Annotated in this window: 19 protein-coding genes; 8 read left to right on the forward strand and 11 right to left on the reverse strand. The window is 70.4% G+C overall.

Features of this window, described 5'->3' with window-relative positions; translation table 11 throughout:
• Positions 1-15: 15 nt before the first annotated feature.
• Complete coding sequence (locus A3CE_RS0128110; RefSeq protein ID WP_020643433.1) at positions 16-849, forward strand: endonuclease domain-containing protein; 834 nt, start codon at positions 16-18, stop codon at positions 847-849.
• Between the two features lie 67 nt (positions 850-916).
• On the opposite strand, the gene A3CE_RS0128115 is transcribed toward A3CE_RS0128110, so the two are convergent.
• Positions 917-1,369: a gamma-glutamylcyclotransferase family protein gene (locus A3CE_RS0128115; RefSeq protein ID WP_185839836.1), complete on the reverse strand. Its 453-nt coding sequence runs from the start codon at positions 1,367-1,369 to the stop codon at positions 917-919.
• 128 nt (positions 1,370-1,497) lie between these two features.
• On the opposite strand from A3CE_RS0128115, the gene A3CE_RS0128120 reads away from it, so the two are divergent.
• The 5 genes from A3CE_RS0128120 to A3CE_RS0128140 all read left to right on the forward strand — a co-directional run bounded on the left by A3CE_RS0128120 (position 1,498) and on the right by A3CE_RS0128140 (position 5,893).
• Positions 1,498-2,898, forward strand: coding sequence for an NAD(P)H-quinone dehydrogenase (locus A3CE_RS0128120; RefSeq protein ID WP_020643435.1), 1,401 nt, complete (start codon positions 1,498-1,500; stop codon positions 2,896-2,898).
• 72 nt (positions 2,899-2,970) lie between these two features.
• The gene (locus A3CE_RS0128125; protein WP_020643436.1) at positions 2,971-3,432 is read left to right on the forward strand and encodes a hypothetical protein; all 462 of its coding nucleotides are present in this window, start codon (positions 2,971-2,973) and stop codon (positions 3,430-3,432) included.
• Between the two features lie 210 nt (positions 3,433-3,642).
• Positions 3,643-4,194, forward strand: a complete 552-nt coding sequence (locus A3CE_RS0128130; RefSeq protein ID WP_043791107.1) for a hypothetical protein — start codon at positions 3,643-3,645, stop codon at positions 4,192-4,194.
• A gap of 129 nt (positions 4,195-4,323) precedes the next feature.
• Positions 4,324-4,956, forward strand: a complete 633-nt coding sequence (locus A3CE_RS0128135) for a class F sortase (protein ID WP_376741634.1) — start codon at positions 4,324-4,326, stop codon at positions 4,954-4,956.
• 133 nt (positions 4,957-5,089) lie between these two features.
• Entirely contained in the window at positions 5,090-5,893 is an 804-nt protein-coding gene (locus tag A3CE_RS0128140; protein ID WP_020643439.1) for a VOC family protein, read from the forward strand.
• 54 nt (positions 5,894-5,947) lie between these two features.
• On the opposite strand, the gene glpK is transcribed toward A3CE_RS0128140, so the two are convergent.
• Positions 5,948-7,462: a glycerol kinase GlpK gene (glpK, locus tag A3CE_RS0128145; protein ID WP_020643440.1), complete on the reverse strand. Its 1,515-nt coding sequence runs from the start codon at positions 7,460-7,462 to the stop codon at positions 5,948-5,950.
• 33 nt (positions 7,463-7,495) lie between these two features.
• The gene (locus A3CE_RS0128150) at positions 7,496-8,248 is read right to left on the reverse strand and encodes an MIP/aquaporin family protein (protein ID WP_026468945.1); all 753 of its coding nucleotides are present in this window, start codon (positions 8,246-8,248) and stop codon (positions 7,496-7,498) included.
• Between the two features lie 235 nt (positions 8,249-8,483).
• Here A3CE_RS0128150 and A3CE_RS0128155 point away from each other — a divergent pair, with 235 nt between their 5' ends.
• The gene (locus A3CE_RS0128155) at positions 8,484-10,223 is read left to right on the forward strand and encodes a glycerol-3-phosphate dehydrogenase/oxidase (RefSeq protein ID WP_020643442.1); all 1,740 of its coding nucleotides are present in this window, start codon (positions 8,484-8,486) and stop codon (positions 10,221-10,223) included.
• Between the two features lie 146 nt (positions 10,224-10,369).
• Here the strand turns inward: A3CE_RS0128155 and A3CE_RS0128160 are convergent, their stop codons facing one another.
• The 6 genes from A3CE_RS0128160 to A3CE_RS0128185 form a co-directional block, all read right to left on the reverse strand.
• A complete protein-coding gene (locus A3CE_RS0128160) occupies positions 10,370-10,900 on the reverse strand; it encodes a GNAT family N-acetyltransferase (protein ID WP_020643443.1) in 531 nt (176 codons plus the stop codon).
• A gap of 57 nt (positions 10,901-10,957) precedes the next feature.
• Positions 10,958-11,992: a hypothetical protein gene (locus A3CE_RS0128165; protein ID WP_020643444.1), complete on the reverse strand. Its 1,035-nt coding sequence runs from the start codon at positions 11,990-11,992 to the stop codon at positions 10,958-10,960.
• 145 nt (positions 11,993-12,137) lie between these two features.
• Positions 12,138-12,527 (reverse strand): DUF1707 SHOCT-like domain-containing protein, encoded by a 390-nt coding sequence (locus A3CE_RS0128170; protein ID WP_020643445.1) that lies wholly within the window; start codon positions 12,525-12,527, stop codon positions 12,138-12,140.
• 6 nt (positions 12,528-12,533) lie between these two features.
• Positions 12,534-13,076 (reverse strand): DUF1707 SHOCT-like domain-containing protein, encoded by a 543-nt coding sequence (locus A3CE_RS0128175; RefSeq protein ID WP_020643446.1) that lies wholly within the window; start codon positions 13,074-13,076, stop codon positions 12,534-12,536.
• Between the two features lie 56 nt (positions 13,077-13,132).
• A complete protein-coding gene (locus tag A3CE_RS0128180) occupies positions 13,133-14,923 on the reverse strand; it encodes an acetyl/propionyl/methylcrotonyl-CoA carboxylase subunit alpha (protein ID WP_020643447.1) in 1,791 nt (596 codons plus the stop codon).
• 106 nt (positions 14,924-15,029) lie between these two features.
• Complete coding sequence (locus A3CE_RS0128185) at positions 15,030-15,314, reverse strand: SAV_915 family protein (protein ID WP_020643448.1); 285 nt, start codon at positions 15,312-15,314, stop codon at positions 15,030-15,032.
• Between the two features lie 182 nt (positions 15,315-15,496).
• On the opposite strand from A3CE_RS0128185, the gene A3CE_RS0128190 reads away from it, so the two are divergent.
• Positions 15,497-16,219 carry a hypothetical protein gene (locus tag A3CE_RS0128190; RefSeq protein ID WP_020643449.1) on the forward strand — a complete coding sequence of 241 codons (723 nt, stop codon included), beginning with the start codon at positions 15,497-15,499 and terminating at the stop codon, positions 16,217-16,219.
• Positions 16,220-16,282: 63 nt separating this feature from the next.
• Here the strand turns inward: A3CE_RS0128190 and A3CE_RS0128195 are convergent, their stop codons facing one another.
• Both A3CE_RS0128195 and A3CE_RS0128200 read right to left on the reverse strand, forming a co-directional pair.
• Positions 16,283-17,635, reverse strand: coding sequence for a dicarboxylate/amino acid:cation symporter (locus tag A3CE_RS0128195; protein WP_026468946.1), 1,353 nt, complete (start codon positions 17,633-17,635; stop codon positions 16,283-16,285).
• A 100-nt stretch (positions 17,636-17,735) separates the two neighbouring features.
• Entirely contained in the window at positions 17,736-18,365 is a 630-nt protein-coding gene (locus A3CE_RS0128200; protein WP_020643451.1) for a Maf family protein, read from the reverse strand.
• Between the last annotated feature and the right edge of the window lie 53 nt (positions 18,366-18,418).

Genomic DNA, 18,418 nt, shown 5'->3' on the forward strand with positions numbered 1-18,418 from the left:
GAAGCCGACAAGGTCTTGGGGCGACGAGCGGTACTCGAGGGGCTGGCGACCGGCGTCCTCGCACAGCCCTGGCGTGGCGTGGTCATTCACGCGGCCGACGCGCTCAATCTCGCGACACGAGCTCAGGCCGCACTGATCGCGGTCGGTCCGCCTGCGGCCCTGTCCGGCGCGACTTCCCTTGCCTTGCACGGGATTTCGGCTGTCAGCGACACCGATGTGCACCTCACCGTGCCCTATGCCCGCCGGGTGGAGTCGAGGCCGGGGTTGGTCATCCACCGGGCCGAATTCATGCCGCACGATGTGATCGAACTCGAGGGGCTGGCGGCGTTCTCACTCGACCTCGCCCTCGCCGATTTCCTCTGCGACGGGGACAAGCGCATGGCTTTCGCCGCGCTCGACGAGGCCATGCGCGGGCTCGCGGCCGACCACTGCCAGAGGCTTCGGGACAACGTCCGAGACCGGATTTTGGACCGCCGGAGCAAGCGAGGTATCCACAGGGCGCAGATGCTCCTGGCGCTTGCCACCGGCAAGGCCGAATCACCGCCGGAAAGCGTCCTCCGGCTGATCGTGGTCGAGGCCGGGTTCCCCGTGCCGGAGGCGCAGTTGGAGATCGCCGACATCGACGGCCGCAAGTTGTACGTGCTCGACATCGCTTGGCCGACGCTGCGCATCGCACTGGAGTACGACGGTTACGCGGCCCACGAGGAGCGGCACGAACGCGATGCCGTGCGGGACCAGCGGCTGGCCGGTCGAGGATGGGCCACGATCCGGGCGACGGCGGCCGACCTCCGAGATCCCAGCCGCGTGCTCGCCGAGCTGGAGACACACTTCGCCAGACGAGCCGCGTAACTCGCGTGTTCGAGCCCGTCACCCGCGTGATTGGAGACGTAACTCGCGTGATTGGAGGCGGAACTCGTCAGCCGGTGATGCCGGTGCAGGGGCGGGTTCTCAGGTCGTCGACGTAGTCGGCGGGGGCGCCGGCGGCTTCGGCGGCGTCGGCCAGGACTCCCAGGTAACGCGCTGAGGGCAGGCCGCCTTCGTAGGCGTCCAGGACGTACAGCCAGGCCAGGACCGAGCCGTCCATGGTCTGGACTCTCAGCCGGATCTTGTTGTGGATGCCCAGCTCGCCGCCTTCCCAGCGGTCCAGCCCGGTCTCGTCCAGCGACGTCACGTCGTAGAGGACGACGAACACCCGGGATCCCGGGTCCTCGACGATCGTGGCCAGGGCACCTTCCCAGCCGAGGTCCTCGCCGCCGAAGGTCAGGCGCCACCCCTCCAGCCAGCCGGAGCCGGCCATCGGAGAGTGCGGCGCGCGCTCCAGCATCTGGGCGGGCTCCATGTTCGATCCGTACGCGGCATACAACGGCACGCCGACAGCGTAGCGACACCTTCCTCACCCGAGTGGACGCACTCGCCGTGTTCGCCCACTTCAGTGTCCGGTCACCTTCGCCGCGTACGGTGAGACCACCGCACGCACGCACTTCGAGGAGGACTCAGGTGACCAGGATCGTGATCATGGGCGGGGGGCCGGCCGGCTACGAAGCCGCGCTGGTCGCAGCCCAGCACGGCGCCGACGTCACGATCGTCGAGCGGGACGGCCTGGGTGGCGCCTGCGTGCTCTACGACTGCGTCCCGTCGAAGACGTTCATCGCGAGTTCGGGCGCGCTGGCCAAGATGCACGACCTGGGCGAGCTCGGCATCAACACCGACATGGCCGACACGCGCGTCGACCTCCCGACCGTCCACGGCCGGGTGAAGGGGCTCGCGCTCGCGCAGTCCGCCGACATCCGCGCCCGCGTCCAGCGCGAAGGCGTCCGTGTCGTCATCGGCGAAGCCCGCTTCTGCGACGAAGAGCCCGGCCTCGCGACCCACAAGGTCGCCGTCACGACGAAGGACGGCACCGAGAAGCTGCCCGCCGACGTCGTCCTGATCGCCACCGGCGCCACCCCGCGCGTCCTGCCCGGCGCGGTGCCGGACGGTGAGCGCATCCTCGACTGGCGCCAGCTCTACGAGCTCGACGAGCTGCCCGAGCACCTCGCCGTGATCGGCTCGGGCGTCACCGGCGCCGAGTTCGCGTCCGCGTACACCGAGATGGGTGTCAAGGTCACCGTCGTCTCCAGCCGCGACCGCGTGCTGCCGCACGAGGACGCCGACGCCGCCGCGGTGCTCGAGGAGGTCTTCTCGCAGCGTGGCACGACCGTCGCGAAGCAGGCGCGCGCCGACCGCGTCGAGCGCACCGAGAAGGGCGTCGAGATCCACCTCGCCGACGGCCGCGTGATCGAAGCCAGCCACGCGCTGATGACCGTCGGGTCGGTCCCGAACACCAAGGACATCGGCCTCGACAAGGTCGGCATCTCGCCCGGCCCCGGCGGGTTCATCACCGTCGACCGCGTTTCGCGCACCTCCGTTCCCGGGATCTACGCCGCCGGCGACTGCACCGGCGTGCTCATGCTCGCCTCGGTGGCGAGCATGCAGGGCCGCATCGCGATGTGGCACGCGTTGGGCGAGGGCGTCGCGCCGATCAAGCTCAAGACCGTCGCCGCCAACGTCTTCACCCACCCGGAGATCGCCACCGTCGGCATCAGCCAGCAGGCGATCGACTCCGGCGAGGTGCCCGCGCGCACGATCATGCTGCCCCTGGCCACCAACGCGCGCGCGAAGATGGAGGGCCTCCGCCGAGGCTTCGTGAAGCTGTTCTGCCGCCCCGCCACCGGCGTGGTCGTCGGTGGTGTCGTCGTGGCGCCGCAGGCGAGCGAGCTCATCCTTCCCATCGCGCTCGCCGTCCAGAACCAGCTCACAGTGGACCACCTGGCACTGACATTTTCGGTGTACCCGTCGCTGTCGGGCTCGATCACCGAGGCCGGGCGCCAGCTGATGCGGCACGACGATCTCGACTGATCCGGCACGCAACCCGGGCGCACCCGTCGCGTCCTGTCGGTTGTAAGGCTTGGGAACGTGAAGGGTGCGAGAGTGCGCAAGACGGTGGTTTTCGTTGCGGCAGCGGTGATCGGGGCGACGGCGCTGGCAGGTCCGGCGATGGCGCAGAGCACCGGTTCCACCCCCAGTGCCACTCCGGCGCCGAGCGCCGGCCTGGTTCAGCTCAACGTGAACACGGCCATCAACTCGACGCTCGTGGACAAGTACGTCCGCGACGCGCCGAACGTCGCGCTGGCCAAGTGCGAAGGCGCTTCGCCGAAGTTCGCCTCGCCGGTGCTGACCTTCGGCAACTACACCCCGGGCCCGTTCATGGGTGTCGACGCGAACATCAGCGCCGACGTCCAGCTGAAGCCCGGCACCGCGGCCGGGACGTACCCGCTGACGGTGACCTGCGGCAGCCAGACCTACAGCACGCAATTCACGGTGCCCGCGTCGCAGGTCGCGAAGGTGCCTTCCGGCGCCGCGAAAGCGGGCGACGGCAGCATGGCCGGCTGATTCCCGAATTCAAAAGCCACCCCGGAGCACTGCTCCGGGGTGGCTTTTTTCATGAGTTCCCGACGCGGGCATTCGCGACGCATTCGTAACCTTGTGGCGCAACCTTCCGCAGGTGGAGACGTCTTTGGGTATGTAGGTGAACGGATGAAGCCGGAGCAGGGGGAACTGTCTACCGGTACCGTTCGCATCCATTCCGCAGGGGAGAAAAGAATGAAGAACGTTATTGCCGTCGCCGGTGCTGCTGCGGCTTTCCTTGTCCTCGCGCCTGGTGCCGCGCTTGCCGCCACGCCCACGACCACGCCGGCGGCGCCGGTCACGTCCACCACCCCGGGGAACGACTTTCCGGACGGCCCGATGACCCGGATCAGCAAGCAGCTGTCCCTGTCGCCGGGCAAGGCCCTGCCGGGGGCGCGGGTGAACCTCGACTTCGGCTGCTCGACCCGTCCGTATGAGAAGGTCGACGTGCGGTCGGCCGCGCTTGCCGCCGACAGGCCCGGCTTCGCCTTCGGCACCGTCAGGAAGGTCAAGCCCGGCAAGTACGCCGTCACGCTGCACTGCGGCCCGGAGACCTCGACCGCGACGCTCGAGGTCCTGCCGCTGAAGAAGCAGGTCGGCAAGGTGCCCGCGGGCGCGCCGCAGACCGGCGGGACCGACGGACCCGTCGACAGCTCCGGCACCCCGCTCGCGGCCGCGGCCGCCATGGGCGTGCTCGCCGTCGGCGGCAGCGGTCTCGTGCTGGCGCGGCGGGCCCGGCGCCGCTGATCGGGGGAACCACTCCGGAGCCACGGCTCCGGAGTGGCCGTCCGCGGAGGTACGGTCAGGCTCAACCGATCGAACCACCCGGACGTGTGAACTGCGGGCACCAGTCAGGGGGAGGACATGGCCAGGAGGATGACGAGCGGACGGGGTGTGTTGATCACCCTGGTGATCGCGTTGCTGGCGGCGCTGGCGGTGCTGGTCCTGACGTTCGGCGGCGGTCCGGGGCCGTCCACCGCGCAACCGGCGGGACAGCCGGTCGAGGTGACGCCGGAGCCCGGGGCCGGCGATCAGGACGTCCTCGCGGCGATGCCGAAGTCGGAGCCGGTTTCGATCGACATCCCGAAGATCGGCGCGCACTCGTCGCTGATCCCGCTCGGGCTGAACGCGGACAACACCATCCAGGTGCCGCCGGTGACCACGCCGTTGCAGGCGGGCTGGTACACGTACGCGCCGACGCCGGGCGAGGTCGGCCCGGCGGTCGTCCTCGGGCACGTCGACGGCAACCACCAGAAGGGCATCTTCTTCCGGCTGAAGGAGCTGGCCGCGGGCGACCGCGTCTCGGTCGCCCGCAAGGACGGCACCACGGCGCAGTTCGAGGTGACGAAGGTGCACCAAGTGCCGAAGAAGGACTTCGAAAGCGAAGGCGTCTACAACGACACGGCCGACGCCGAGCTGCGGCTGATCACCTGCGGCGGCGTCTTCGACCGGAGCGCGCACAACTACGTCGACAACATCGTCGTCTACGCCCGGCTGGTCCGCGGCTGAGGCTGTTCACCGACCGTCCCCGGCCGGCCCGGTTCCGTGGTGGGGAGCCCTTCGGCCCTGTTTTTGTCGGTGCCCGGTGCAACACTGTGTCGGCCGTCACCCCAGGCGGCGCGGACGAGGGTTGGGAGCGGAAATGGTGTTCCGGGACGAGCGGTGGCCCGACGGCACACCCAGCTGGGTGGACCTGATGGTGCCCGACCAGGCGAAAGCGGTCGCGTTCTACAGCGGCCTGTTCGGCTGGGACGTGCACCGGGGCGGTGAGGAGACCGGTTTCTACGGCATGGCGATGCTGCGCGGGCGGCCCGTCGCCGGCATCGGCCAGACCTCACCGGGCCAGGACACCCCAGCGGTGTGGACGACCTACCTGTCGGTGTCCGATGTGGACAAGACGGCCGCGGCGATCACCGAGGCCGGCGGGCAGATCCTCATGCCCGTGATGGAGGTGATGAAGGAGGGCCGGATGGCCGTCGTGGCCGACCCGGCGGGCGCGGTCTTCGGCCTCTGGGAGGACGGCAACCACATCGGCACGCAGGTCACGGCGCTCCCGGGTACGCCGGCCTGGAACGAGTGCATGAGCCGCGACTACCCGGCCGCGAAGGCGTTCTACGAGCAGGTCTTCGGCTACGGCTTCCAGGACCTGTCCAGTGACGACTTCTCGTACTCGGTGGTCCTGCTCGACGGCCGCCCGGTCGGCGGTGTCGGCGCATTGCCCGCGTCGGTGCCGGCGGAGGTGCCGTCGAACTGGTCCGCCTACTTCTGGGTGGCGGACGCCGACGCGAGCGCGGCCAAGGTGACCGAACTCGGCGGCCAGGTACTGGGCCGGCCGTTCGACTCCCCGTACGGGCGGCAGGTGCGGGTCGCGGACGACCAGGGGGTGAACTTCCTGATCATCGCCCCCAACGAGCAGTCCGGCGAACCGGAGGGCTGGGAGGCCTGAACGGGCGGGCCGGAGGCGCCGTGACAGGCGCCCCCGGACCCTCGTTGCCGGTGGTCAGTCTTGGTCGTCGACCCAGTCGAAGGTCTTGGTCACGGCCTTCTTCCAGTTGCGGTACTCGCGTTCGCGGCGGGAGTCGTCCATGGCCGGATCCCACTGCTTGTCCTGGGCCCAGTTGGTGCGGATGTCGTCTTCGGACTTCCAGAACCCGACGGCGAGGCCGGCGGCGTACGCGGCACCCAGCGCGGTGGTCTCGTTGACCACCGGGCGGATCACCGGCACGCCGAGGATGTCGGCCTGGAACTGCATGAGCAGTTCGTTGACGACCATGCCGCCGTCGACCTTGAGCGACTTCAGCGGGACGCCGGAGTCGGCGTTCATCGCGTCGATGACCTCGCGCGACTGGAAGGCGGTCGCCTCCAGCACCGCGCGGGCGAGGTGGCCCTTGTTGACGAACCGGGTGAGCCCGACGATCGCGCCGCGAGCGTCGGACCGCCAGTAAGGAGCGAACAGACCCGAGAACGCCGGGACGAAGTACGCGCCGCCGTTGTCCTCGACGCTGCGCGCGTGCTCCTCGATCTCGGCCGCGGTCGTGATCAGGCCGAGGTTGTCGCGCAGCCACTGCACCAGCGAACCGGTGACGGCGACGGAGCCTTCCAGCGCGTAGATGGTGTCGTTGGAGCCGATCTTGTAGCAGACCGTGGTGAGCAGCCCGTTCTCCGACATCACCTTCTCGGTGCCGGTGTTGAGCAGCATGAAGTTGCCGGTGCCGTAGGTGTTCTTGGCCTCGCCGGGCGAAAGGCAGGCCTGGCCGAACGTCGCGGCCTGCTGGTCGCCCAGGATGCCCGCGATCGGGACGCCGGCCAGCGCGCCCTTCTCGCGGACCTTGCCGTACTCCTCGGACGAGGAACGGATCTCCGGCAGCATCGAAAGGGGGATGCCCATATCGCCGGCGATCTCGGCGTCCCACTGCAGGGTGTCGAGGTCCATGAGCATGGTGCGGGACGCGTTGGTCGGGTCGGTGACATGGATGCCGCCGTCCACCCCGCCGGTCATGTTCCACAGCACCCAGGTGTCCATGTTGCCGAAGATCAGGTCACCGGCTTCGGCCTTCTCGCGCGCGCCTTCGACGTTGTCGAGGATCCACTTGACCTTCGGCCCCGAGAAGTACGTCGCCAGTGGGAGGCCCACCTTGGCGCGGTAACGCTCCTGGCCGCCGCCGAGGTTGCCGAGTTCGGTGACGATCCGGTCGGTGCGGGTGTCCTGCCAGACGATCGCGTTGTACACCGGCGTGCCGGTCGTCTTGTCCCAGACCAGGGCGGTCTCGCGCTGGTTGGTGATGCCGACGGCGGCGATGTCCTTGGCGGTCAGGTCGGCCTTGGCCAGCGCACCGGCGGCGACCCGGCGCGTGTTCTCCCAGATCTCTTCCGCGTTGTGCTCGACCCAGCCGGCCTTCGGGAAGATCTGCTCGTGCTCGCGCTGGTCGACCGAGACCACGCGGCCTTCGTGGTTGAAGATCATGCACCGCGTCGAGGTGGTGCCCTGGTCGATCGCGGCTACGTACGAAGTCATGTGTGCTCCAGGAATTCCGTCTTCGGGAGGCGATCAGGTCAGGTTGTGGACGGCGAGGTAGACGAGTGCGGCGAGCGCGCCGCCGACGAGCGGGCCGACGACCGGGATCCACGAGTAGCCCCAGTTGGCGTTCGCCTTGTTCTTGATCGGCAGCAGGAACGCGTACGCGATCCGCGGGCCGAGGTCACGGGCCGGGTTGATGGCGTAGCCCGTCGGCCCGCCGAGCGAGGTACCGATCACGAGGACCACGAACGAGACACCGGCGTAGCCCAGCGCGGAGTTGCCGAAGGTCGGGACGCCACTCGGGGACGCGGCCGCGGCGGCCGGGCTGAGCAGGATCCAGGCGACCAGGACGAAGGTGCCGATGATCTCGGTGACGAGGTTCCAGGCGACGTTCGGGATCTGGGGCGCGGTGGAGAAGATGCCCAGCGTGTTCTCGGGCTCGGGGTGGTCGTCGAACTGCAGCTTGTAGGCGGCCCAGCAGAGCACGGCGCCGATGATCGCGCCGGCCATCTCCCCGATGAAGTAGAACGGGACGTCCGCCCAGGCGGTCTTGCCCGAGATCGCCAGCCCCAGCGTGACCGCCGGGTTCAGGTGCGCCCCGCTGGGCGCGGCGATGCTGGCGCCGGTGAAGACGGCGAACGCCCAGCCGAAGGTGATGAAGAGGAAGCCGCCGTTGTGACCGTTGTTCTTGCGGAGCACGTGGTTGGCGACCACGCCGTTGCCGAGCAGGATCAACGCGGCCGTTCCCAGTATTTCCCAGACGATTATTGCTCCAGCACTCACCGCTGCACCTCCACACTGGACACTCTGCGCAGGGTCGATCACGGCGTGCCACGGCACCGTTGCCGACCCACGTCCGGGCGACGTTACCGGGGCGTAGAAGCGGATACCAAGCACCGGCCAGCCGAATCTTTTCAAGATCGCGGAGGGTTACGCCACAAGTGTCATCCATCGACGGGCGGATGATCACCAGGTCGTGCGATGCTGGAAGCCTCGCCAGCACGAGGAGGAGTGTCACGTGGCCAGCGCGCAGCACGCAGCGGAGACCAACCCGGCTCGACTGGGCCCGGCCAAGCGGGAACAGACCTGGCAACGGCTCGGCAACGAGACCTTCGACCTCGTCGTCATCGGCGGCGGCGTGGTGGGCGCGGGTACCGCGCTCGACGCCGCGACGCGCGGGCTCCGGGTCGCGCTCGTCGAAGCCCGTGACCTCGCGTCCGGGACGTCGAGCCGGTCGAGCAAGCTCTTCCACGGCGGCCTGCGCTACCTGGAGCAGCTCGAATTCGGCCTGGTCCGGGAGGCCCTGCGCGAGCGCGAGCTGATGCTGACGACGATCGCGCCGCACCTGGTGAAGCCGGTCAGCTTCCTGTACCCGCTGACGCACCGCGTGTGGGAGCGGCCGTACACCGCGGCGGGCCTGCTGATGTACGACACGATGGGCGGCGCCCGCAGCGTCCCGGGCCAGAAGCACCTGACGCGCGCGGGCGCGCTGCGGATGGTGCCGGCGCTCAAGCGGTCGGCGCTGATCGGCGGGATCCGCTACTACGACGCGCAGTCCGACGACGCCCGCCACACGATGACGGTGGCCAGGACAGCGGCGCACTACGGCGCGGTCGTGCGGACGTCCACCCAGGTCGTCGGGTTCCTGCGCGAGGCCGACCGAGTCTCCGGTGTGCGCGTGCGCGACGTCGAGGACGGGCGCGAAACAGAGATCTCGGCCGCCGCGGTGATCAACTGCACCGGCGTCTGGACCGACGAGCTGCAGCGGCTGTCCGGCGGGCGCGGGCGGTTCCGGGTGCGCGCGAGCAAGGGTGTGCACATCGTCGTCGCGCGCGACCGGATCGTCTCGGAGTCGGGGATGATCCTGCGCACGGAGAAGTCGGTGCTGTTCGTGATCCCGTGGCGCAACCACTGGATCGTCGGGACGACCGACACGGACTGGAACCTGGACTTGGCGCACCCGGCGGCGACGAAGCACGACATCGACTACATCCTCGAGCACGTGAACACGGTCCTGGCGACGCCGCTGACGCACGACGACATCGAAGGCGTGTACGCGGGCCTTCGCCCGTTGCTGGCGGGGGAGAGCGAAGAGACGTCGAAGCTTTCACGCGAGCACGCGGTGGCGCGAGTGGCGCCGGGCCTGGTGGCGATCGCGGGCGGCAAGTACACGACATACCGGGTGATGGCGGCGGACGCCGTCGACGCGGCGGCGGTCGACCTGCCGGGCCGCTCGCAGCCGTCGATCACGGACAAGGTCCCCCTGCTGGGCGCGGACGGCTACCACGCGCTGGTCAACCAGGCCGACCACCTGGCCGCTGAGCACGGCCTGCACCCCTACCGGGTGAGGCACCTGCTCGACCGTTACGGCTCGCTGGTCCACGAGGTCCTGGCCTCGGCGGAAGGCCGCCCGGAGCTGCTGAAGCCGATCGACCACGCCCCGGACTACCTGGGCGTCGAAGTGGTGTACGCGGCTTCGCACGAAGGGGCGCTGCACCTGGAGGACGTCCTGGCCCGCCGGACACGCATCTCGATCGAGTACGCCCACCGCGGCGTCGACTGCGCGGAGCAGGTGGCGGCACTGGTGGGCGAGGTGCTCGGCTGGTCCCCCGAAACGGTGAAGCGCGAGATCGAGGTCTACCAGGCCCGGGTCGAGGCGGAGCGCAAGTCCCAGTCCCAGCCGAGCGACGAAGCGGCGGACGCGCTGAGGTCAGCGGCCCCGGAGGCCCGGGCGGGGCTCGTGGAACCGGTGAGCTGAGGCTTCACGCGCGGTTATCCACAGCCCTGGCCGATTGTGGATACCTGAGGCTTGCGGGCGCCTTCGGAGCGGGTTTCGTCCGGGGGCGCCGATAGACTGGCCTCGGGGCCGCCCCCCTGGGAGTGGCGGGGGATGTTCGGCGGTGGTCACGACGTGCGGTGCCAGCGGATCAGGCGCTCGCCGGTCGGGGCCGGCGTCTGCTCCGGGCCCAGCAGCGTGAACCCGCAGCGCTTCGCCACGATCGCCGAGGCCGTGTTGCTCTCCTCGTGGCGGTAGCTCACCTCGGTCAGTCCCAGGCCTCCGAAACCGAAGCGCAGGGCCGCGTTCAACGCCGTCGTCGCGATGCCCTTGCCGCGCTCGGACGGGTGGACCCAGACCGTTGCCTCCGCGTACGCCCTGTCCAGGTCCAGTTCGCGGAGGCCCACCTCGCCCAGGAGCCTGCCCGAGGTCGGCTCCGCGATCGCCCACGAACAACGCTCGTCGCCCGCCCACTGGGCCGCGCGCAGCGCCACGTACTCCGTTGCCTCGTCCAGGGTGCGCAGGCGGTAGTTCAGCACGTACTTGCGGTGCGTCGGGTCGGCGAACGCCTCCATCAGCACCCGGCGGTCGTCGATGTGCCGGTCGGCGCGCAGCTGGCGCAGGTAGTACGTGCCCGCGTTGATCTCCACCGGTTCCACTCCGCCCAGCCTAGCCAGGCCGGGAGCACGTCGCCCCCGGCCCGGCGATCAAGGCCGTCAGCGCAGGGAGTACCGCCACACCACCGGGCGGCCGCCGTACATCGTCGGGTCCTGGTTGGACACCACGCCCGCGATCGTCCCGTCGTCGCCGACCGCCTTCGCGCCGCCGAGGGAGAACCCTGGCGGCAGGGGCAGCGGTCCCAGCGCCCGGCCGTTCAGCCAGACCGACAGCGGTCCCAGCGGGCCGAACGGGTCGGGCCGCGCGCCGTAGCCGACGACCAGCCCGTACCGGTTGATCCCCCACCCCGAGCTCGACGACGGCAGGATCTCCGGCTGCTCGGGCGACCGCCACCGCACCGCCTCGCCGTGGAGCTGGTCGGCTGTGCCGTAGTTGCCCACGACCTGTCCGTTCCGGATCGCCTGCGCGTAGAGGTACGCCGCTTCTGGCGGGGCGGTGAGCTGCCGGAACTCGCCGTCGCGCCAGAGGTACGAGCCCGGGAAGGAGTTCACCAGAACGGTGCCGTCGTCGTCGATGTCGGCGGCCTGCAGGTACGGCATCCCGGTGATCACCACCGGATGCTCGACGTCGTCGGCGCGCCAGAGCAGCACCGCCGGGTCGCTGCCGTCCGAAGCCGTAGCGCGGGCGATGGCGTCGCCACGTTCGTTCAGCGCGACCGCCGACACCAGGGGCCGGTCGGCGGGGCGGGGGAGCACCCGGAACCCGCCGTGGCCGAACAGCGCCACCTGGTACCGGAAGCCGGCGTCCGTGATGCTCCCGAGCACCGTCCCGGCGGAGTTCTCGTCGGCGACCGTGAAGTGCGCCATGCCGTCCGGGAGCGGGTGCACGGCCGGCCGTCCCGCCGACCACGTCACGAAGACCGACGCCTCGCCCAGCACGAGGTTTCCGGCGTACCCGCCGTGGCTGTCGTTCCCCCGGACGAACCCGGTCGCGTCGGGATACCCCTCGGGCGTGGCCAGGAATTCGGCCCGCCAGTGCCCGAGCCCCGCGGCCTCGGCCGCTGGGGCCGCCGTCGCGGTGATCGCCGCGGCGGCCACCACTGCGGCGACGCGTTTCACCGAATTGACTTTCATTTGCGTGTCTCCCTCCCCGATCGGACAGCACCGACACGCGTGACGGCCGGGAGAGGTTTAGCCGGGGATCACCGGAACCCGGGCGCTGACGGCCGTGCCCGGCACGCCCGGAACCACGCCCATCACGCCGGTGATTCCCGCAGGCTCAGCGACGGCGGCGGGCCCCCGCGATGGCCGCGATCACCAGCGGCAAGGCGACCGAGATGATCAGCAGCCGGCCGCGGGACAGGATGAGGACCGCGATCGCGAGGACGATCGAGATCGGCACCGCGCTCGCCGTCAGGAAGCGCGCCAGCTGGTTGTCCCCGGACATCACCGGCACCTGGGGTGCGGACACGCCGTTGAGCAACGCGCTCGGGCGCGGCGACGGCAGGTCGTCGAACAGCGGGACCAGCTCGCTGACCCGCTTGGCCGCCGTGACCTTCGCGGAGCGCGCGCCGTACTCGTCGATGTCGAGGCGTCCGCTGCGGACGTGCTCTTCGAGGACGTCCAGGGCGTCCTGGCGTTCGTCGTCGCTCAACCGCATGTCGCTCATCGCCGGTCAGTGGTCCAGGCCGCGCCGGTGGTCGCGGTAGGAGTCGCGCAGCTCGCGCCGGCGCTCCCGGTCGCGCAGGTGCCGGTCGCGACGGTCGCGGTCGCGGTGGTGGTCGTGCCCGTGTCCCCACATCGCGCGGCCGAAGACGCTCAGCCCGATCGGGAGGAGGATCAGCGTCCCGTGCACCACGCCGGTCGCGATCAGCGCGATCGTGGCGATCCAGACCAGCGGCAGGAACCCGGTGATGAACCGCTGGGCGGGCGACCACTGCGCCGGCGGCGCCGCCGGATGCTGCGGCGCCGGCGCGGCATCGGGCCGGGGTGGCGCAACGGCCTGCGGGGCGTCTTCGTAACGCGGGTGCGGGACCGGCAGGTCCGCGAAGATCTCGCCGAGCTCGCCGCGCGTCTTGGCCGCGGTGATCCGGGCCGAGCGCTCGCCGTACTCGTCGATGTCGATCCGGCCCGCGGTCATGTGCTCGCCGAGCGCGGACAGCGCGGATTCGCGGTTCTGGTCGCTGATCCGCAGCTGCGGAGACGGGACTTCGGTCACGTAGTCGATGGTAGGCCGCCCCGGGGGCGGCCCACCACGACATCCGTCACGAACTCCTACTTGATCTCGAGAAGCTGCGTGCCCTGCGTCACGGCCGCGCCGACCTCGACCGAAAGGCCGGTGACGGTGCCCGCTTTGTGTGCGGTGACCGGGTTCTCCATCTTCATCGCCTCGAGGACGACGATCAACTCACCGGCTTCGACCGTCTGGCCCTCTTCGACGGCCACCTTCACGATCGTGCCCTGCATCGGCGCCGTGACGGCGTCGCCGCTCACCGCCGCCTTCGTGCCGCCGGCGCGCTTGCGCGGCTTCGCCTTGACGGCGGTGCCGCCCCCGCTGCCTTCGAGCGCGAACCCGCCCGGCAGCGACACCTCGAGGCGGCGCCCGCCGACCTCGACGACGACGTTCTGCCGTGGTTCCTCTTCGGCGGCTTCGACGTCCGGCGCCACGAACGGCTCGATCTTGTTGTCGAACTCCGTCTCGATCCAGCGGGTGTGCACGCTGAAGCCGGTTTCGTCGCCGATGAACGCCGGGTCGTTCACGATCACGCGGTCGAACGGCAGCACCGTCGCCATGCCTTCGACGACCATCTCGGCGAGGGCACGGCGGCTGCGCTCGAGGGCGTTGTTCCGGTCCGAGCCGGTGACGATCAGCTTCGCCAGCATCGAGTCGAACTGCCCGCCGATGACGCTGCCGGACTCGACGCCGGAGTCGACGCGCACGCCCGGCCCGCTCGGCGCGACGAACTTCGTCACCGTGCCCGGCGCGGGCAGGAAGCCGCGGCCGGCGTCCTCGCCGTTGATGCGGAACTCGATCGAGTGGCCGCGCGGCTCGGGGTCTTCGGTGATCCGCAGCTTCTCGCCGCGCGCGATGCGGAACATCTCGCGAACCAGATCGAGCCCGGTCGTCTCCTCCGACACCGGGTGTTCGACCTGCAGCCGGGTGTTGACCTCGAGAAAGGAGATCGTGCCGTCGACGGCGACGAGGTACTCGACCGTGCCGGCGCCGTAGTAGCCGGCTTCCTTGCAGATCGCCTTCGCCGACTCGTGGATGCGCTTGCGCTGATCGTCGCTCAGGAACGGCGCGGGCGCCTCCTCGACGAGCTTCTGGTGCCGCCGCTGCAGCGAGCAGTCGCGGGTGCCGACGACGATCGCGGTCCCGTGCATGTCGGCCAGCACCTGCGCCTCGACGTGCCGCGGCTTGTCCAGGTACCGCTCGACGAAGCACTCGCCGCGGCCGAACGCGGCGACCGCCTCGCGGGTGGCCGACTCGAACAGCTCGGGGATCTCTTCGCGGGTGCGCGCGACCTTCAGGCCGCGGCCGCCGCCGCCGAACGCGGCCTTGATGGCCACCGGCAGGCCGTGCTCGTCCGCGAACGCGATGATCTCGGAGGCGTCCTTGACCGGTTCCTTGGTGCCCGGCACCAGCGGCGCGCCCGCGCGCATGGCGATGTGGCGGGCGGTGACCTTGTCACCGAGGTCGCGGATGGCCTGCGGGCCCGGCCCGATCCAGGTCAGCCCGGCGTCGAGGACGGCCTGGGCGAAGTCCGCGTTCTCGGAGAGGAAGCCGTAGCCCGGGTGCACCGAGTCGGCGCCCGAGCGCTTGGCGGCTTCCAGGAGCTTGTCGAAGTTCAGGTAGCTCTCGGCGGCCGTGGTGCCGCCGAGCGCGAAGGCTTCGTCGGCCAAGCGGACGTGGGGCGCGTCGCGATCCGGGTCCGCGTAAACCGCGACGCTGGCCAGGCCAGCGTCTTTGGCGGCCCTGATGACGCGTACCGCGATTTCGCCACGGTTGGCGACCAGGATCTTGGTCACCGGACCACCCGTGGATTCGCCGACCTGCTCGGCCACCCCGCACCTCCTGCGTCCGACAGCTGCATTGCTGACCGCCCACGCGGCATCACGGAAGTCTACGGATATGACGTCGTGAGTCTCTGGAGTGAGAGGTGAACCACGCTCAGACGTGCACGGGGCGGTGGCGCAGGTCCTCGGGCAGCGGCGAGTCGAGCACGATCACGTCGTACGGGTTCGCCGAATGGACCAGGCCCAGGTGCTCGGTGTTCACCAGGACCCACGGCTGGTGCTCGCCGCAGCAGTCGATCAGCCGGTCCAGCGCGGTGAACGCGACCAGCGCGGTGCGGCCGTCCGGCGTGCGGCGCAGCTCGATCGACGCGCCTTCGGTCTCGGTGCTGACCGGGCCGGTGGGGAGGTACAGGGCCGGCGGAAGGTTCGGGTTCGTCACCGGGACAACATAGACGGACACGCTCCGCTAGTTGTGACCCCGTCGGGCACCCGGGCTTTGGGGGGTCCGTGGGGGCGGCGCCCCCACGGGCGGGGTACGGGGGTTGCACCCCCGGGGGATTCAGTCACATCGCGACGGGGCGCCGCCGACAGACGCTCGCGAAGCGGCTTACGCTCTGTCTTATGCGGACTACGGCAGCGCGGACGCCCCGGTCGGCGCTGCTCACCGCGGTGCTGGCCGCGGTGGTGACCGTCGGCGCGATCGGCGCGGTGTTCCTGCTGCGGCCGCGGCCGGAGGCGCCCGCCGGGGCGGCCGAACCCGCGGCCGCGCCGATCGCACCGGCGCTGACCTGCGGGGGCAGCCCGTGCCGCGAGCTCGCGGCGGTGACGGTCGGGGGCACGCCCGTGGTGCTGCTGACCGACTCGGCGGGGGGTGCGGCGCGGCTGCGCGTCGGTCCCGAGCCGGGAACGGTCTTCGAGCTGTCGATCGCCCAGCTCGGCGTGCGGCTGGACCAGAACTCGCTGCGCTGCATCGACGGCGCGGCCCCGGCGTGCCTGGTCCGCGGCGACGCCGGTGCCGACGGCAGGACCGCCTACGGCGAGCTCCTCGTCGGCAGCGGGGGAGTGTGGCGCGACCCGGGCAAGCCGTACTACGCGGACGCCGGGACGCTGTCGCTCTACGACGTGACGGCCGACGGCCGCCCGGACGTGATCGTGGTCCGCCACGACTGCCCGGGCTCGCTGGCCGGCACCCCGAAGTGCGCGGCGGCGCCGGTGCTGGGCGAGGTGTACGACCTGGTGGGCCGGTCGGTCGGCTGCACGCGGCGGGTGACGTCACCCTCGGACCTGCGCGGCTGGCCGGACATCCGCCTCACCCGCGCCGACCTCCGCGCCTGCCCGTCCTGAAACGCCGTGAAGGCCACCTTCAGGAACTTCAAGTTCCTGAAGGTGGCCTTCACGCACTTGCGGTCAGGCGGGGGCGGGTTCCGCGTGGCGGGCCGTCGAGCCGTCGTCGCTGTGCAGCGGGTTGTCGGTGGGGGAGTCGAGGACGTCGTCGTCGAGGAGGCCTTCGCTGCGCGCCACGATCGTCGGCACCACGATCTGACCCGCGACGTTCGTCGCCGTGCGCATCATGTCCATGATCGGGTTGACCGAGTAGATCAGCGCCAGGCCCAGCGCCACCTGCTTGGCGTCGAGGCCGATGAACGACGTCGTCAGCGTGAACGCCGTCAGCCAGCCGGTGGTCCCGGCGGTCGCCAGCGCGCCGACCACCGCGACCACGACGATGCCGACGTACTGCCAGAAGTTCAGTGACACCCCGGCCAGGTTCGCGACGAAGATCGCCGCGATCGCCGGGAAGACCGCCGCGCAGCCGTCCATTTTGGTCGCGCTGCCGAGCGGGGTCGCGAAGGCCGCGTACGCCGGCTGGACACCGAGGTTCACCGCGGACTGGCGGGTCAGCGGCAGTGTCGCGGCCGAAGACTGCGAAGCGAACGCGAACTGGATCGCCGTGCCCGCCTTGGCGAAGAACTTCAGCGGGCTGACCTTCGCCACGAACTGCAGCAGGATCGGGTAGACGACGAACAGCACGAGCAGGCAGCCGACGTACACCGCGAGCGTGGTGGAGAACAGCGGCCGGAACAGCGCATCGCCGTAGTTCGACACCGCCGCGCCGATCAGGCCGACGATGCCGATCGGGGCGAGCCGGACGATCCAGCCGAGGTAGCGCTGGATGATCTCGAACACGCTCGTCGTGAAGTCCACGAACGGTTTCGCCTTGTCACCGAGGCTGTAGGCGGCGGCACCGATGACCAGCGCCAGGAACAGCACCTGCAGCGTCTCGCCGTCGGAGAACGCTTTCACGAAGTTCTGCGGCAGCAGCCCGTCGACGAACGCGTCCCACGAGCCCCAGTGGTCGACGCTCTTCGCGGCTTTGTCGGCGTTCTTGGCGGTCGCCTCGACGCCGCCGAGGCCCCCGGCACCGGGGTTGAAGATCCGGCCGATCGCGATGCCGATCAACGACGCGATGAAGGACGTGATCGCGAACCACAGCACCGTCTTGCCGCCGAGGCGTGCGGCGGTGCGCCCGCCGCCGAGGCCGCGGAGGCTGTTGATGCCGACCACGATCGCCGTGAAGACCAGCGGGATCACCGCGATCTGCAGCAGCGTGGTGAAGATCGTGCCGATCTGGTCGAGGAGGTCGGTCAGCCAGCCTGCCTCGGTCTGCCGCGCGACGACACCGAGGACGGCACCGACGACGAGAGAGCCGAGAACCGCGGCCGCGAACACCCGCGGCTTGGTGTATGTCCGTACGAAAGACACGGGGCGACTCCGGTGCTCGAAAGTTTCCAGTCTTGCCGGGTAAAGAGAACGTTAGGCAAGAGAGGACTCTTCCGGATCACCCGTTCGTGTGGCGCCTTTCTCAGGATGCGGGAGGCCGCCAGAGATCGACGACGCTGACGCCGACCTCGGCCAGCAGCCGGCGCGTCAGCGGCAGGCTGATGCCGATGACGCTCGTGTGGCCGCCGTCTAGTCCTTCGACGAACCAGCCGCCCAGGCCGTCGATCGTGAAGCCACCGGCGACGTGGAGCGGCTCCCCGCTGGCGACGTAGGCGTCGATCTCGGCCGCGCTCGGCGTGCCGAACCGGACGGTGGTCGATTCCCAGCCGGACGCCTCCTTCGCGCGCGTCCCGCCGTCGAGCCGGACGACCGCGTGCCCGGTGAGGAGTTCACCGGATGTCCCCGCCATCGCGGCCCAGCGGCGGCGCGCGATGTCCGGCGAGCCCGGCTTGCCGACCATCTGCCCGCCGATGTTCAGCATCGAGTCGCAGGCGACGACGACGGCGTCCGGATGGGTCGCGGCGACCTTGTCGAGGACCGCCTCGGCCTTGGCCGCGGCGAGGGCGGCGACCAGCTCCGGCGGCGACGGATCGGTCAGGGCGGCGGCGACGGCGTCCTCGTCGACGCCGGAGACGAACACGGCGGGATCGAGGCCCGCGGAGCGCAGGAGGGCGAGCCGGGCGGGGGACTGGGAGGCGAGGACGAACTGCACGACTGAAACTTACTTGACCAGGCGGCCGTCACCGAATTGTGACCGTCGCCACT

The sequence above is a fragment of the Amycolatopsis balhimycina FH 1894 genome, assembly GCF_000384295.1.
GTDB lineage: Bacteria > Actinomycetota > Actinomycetes > Mycobacteriales > Pseudonocardiaceae > Amycolatopsis > Amycolatopsis balhimycina.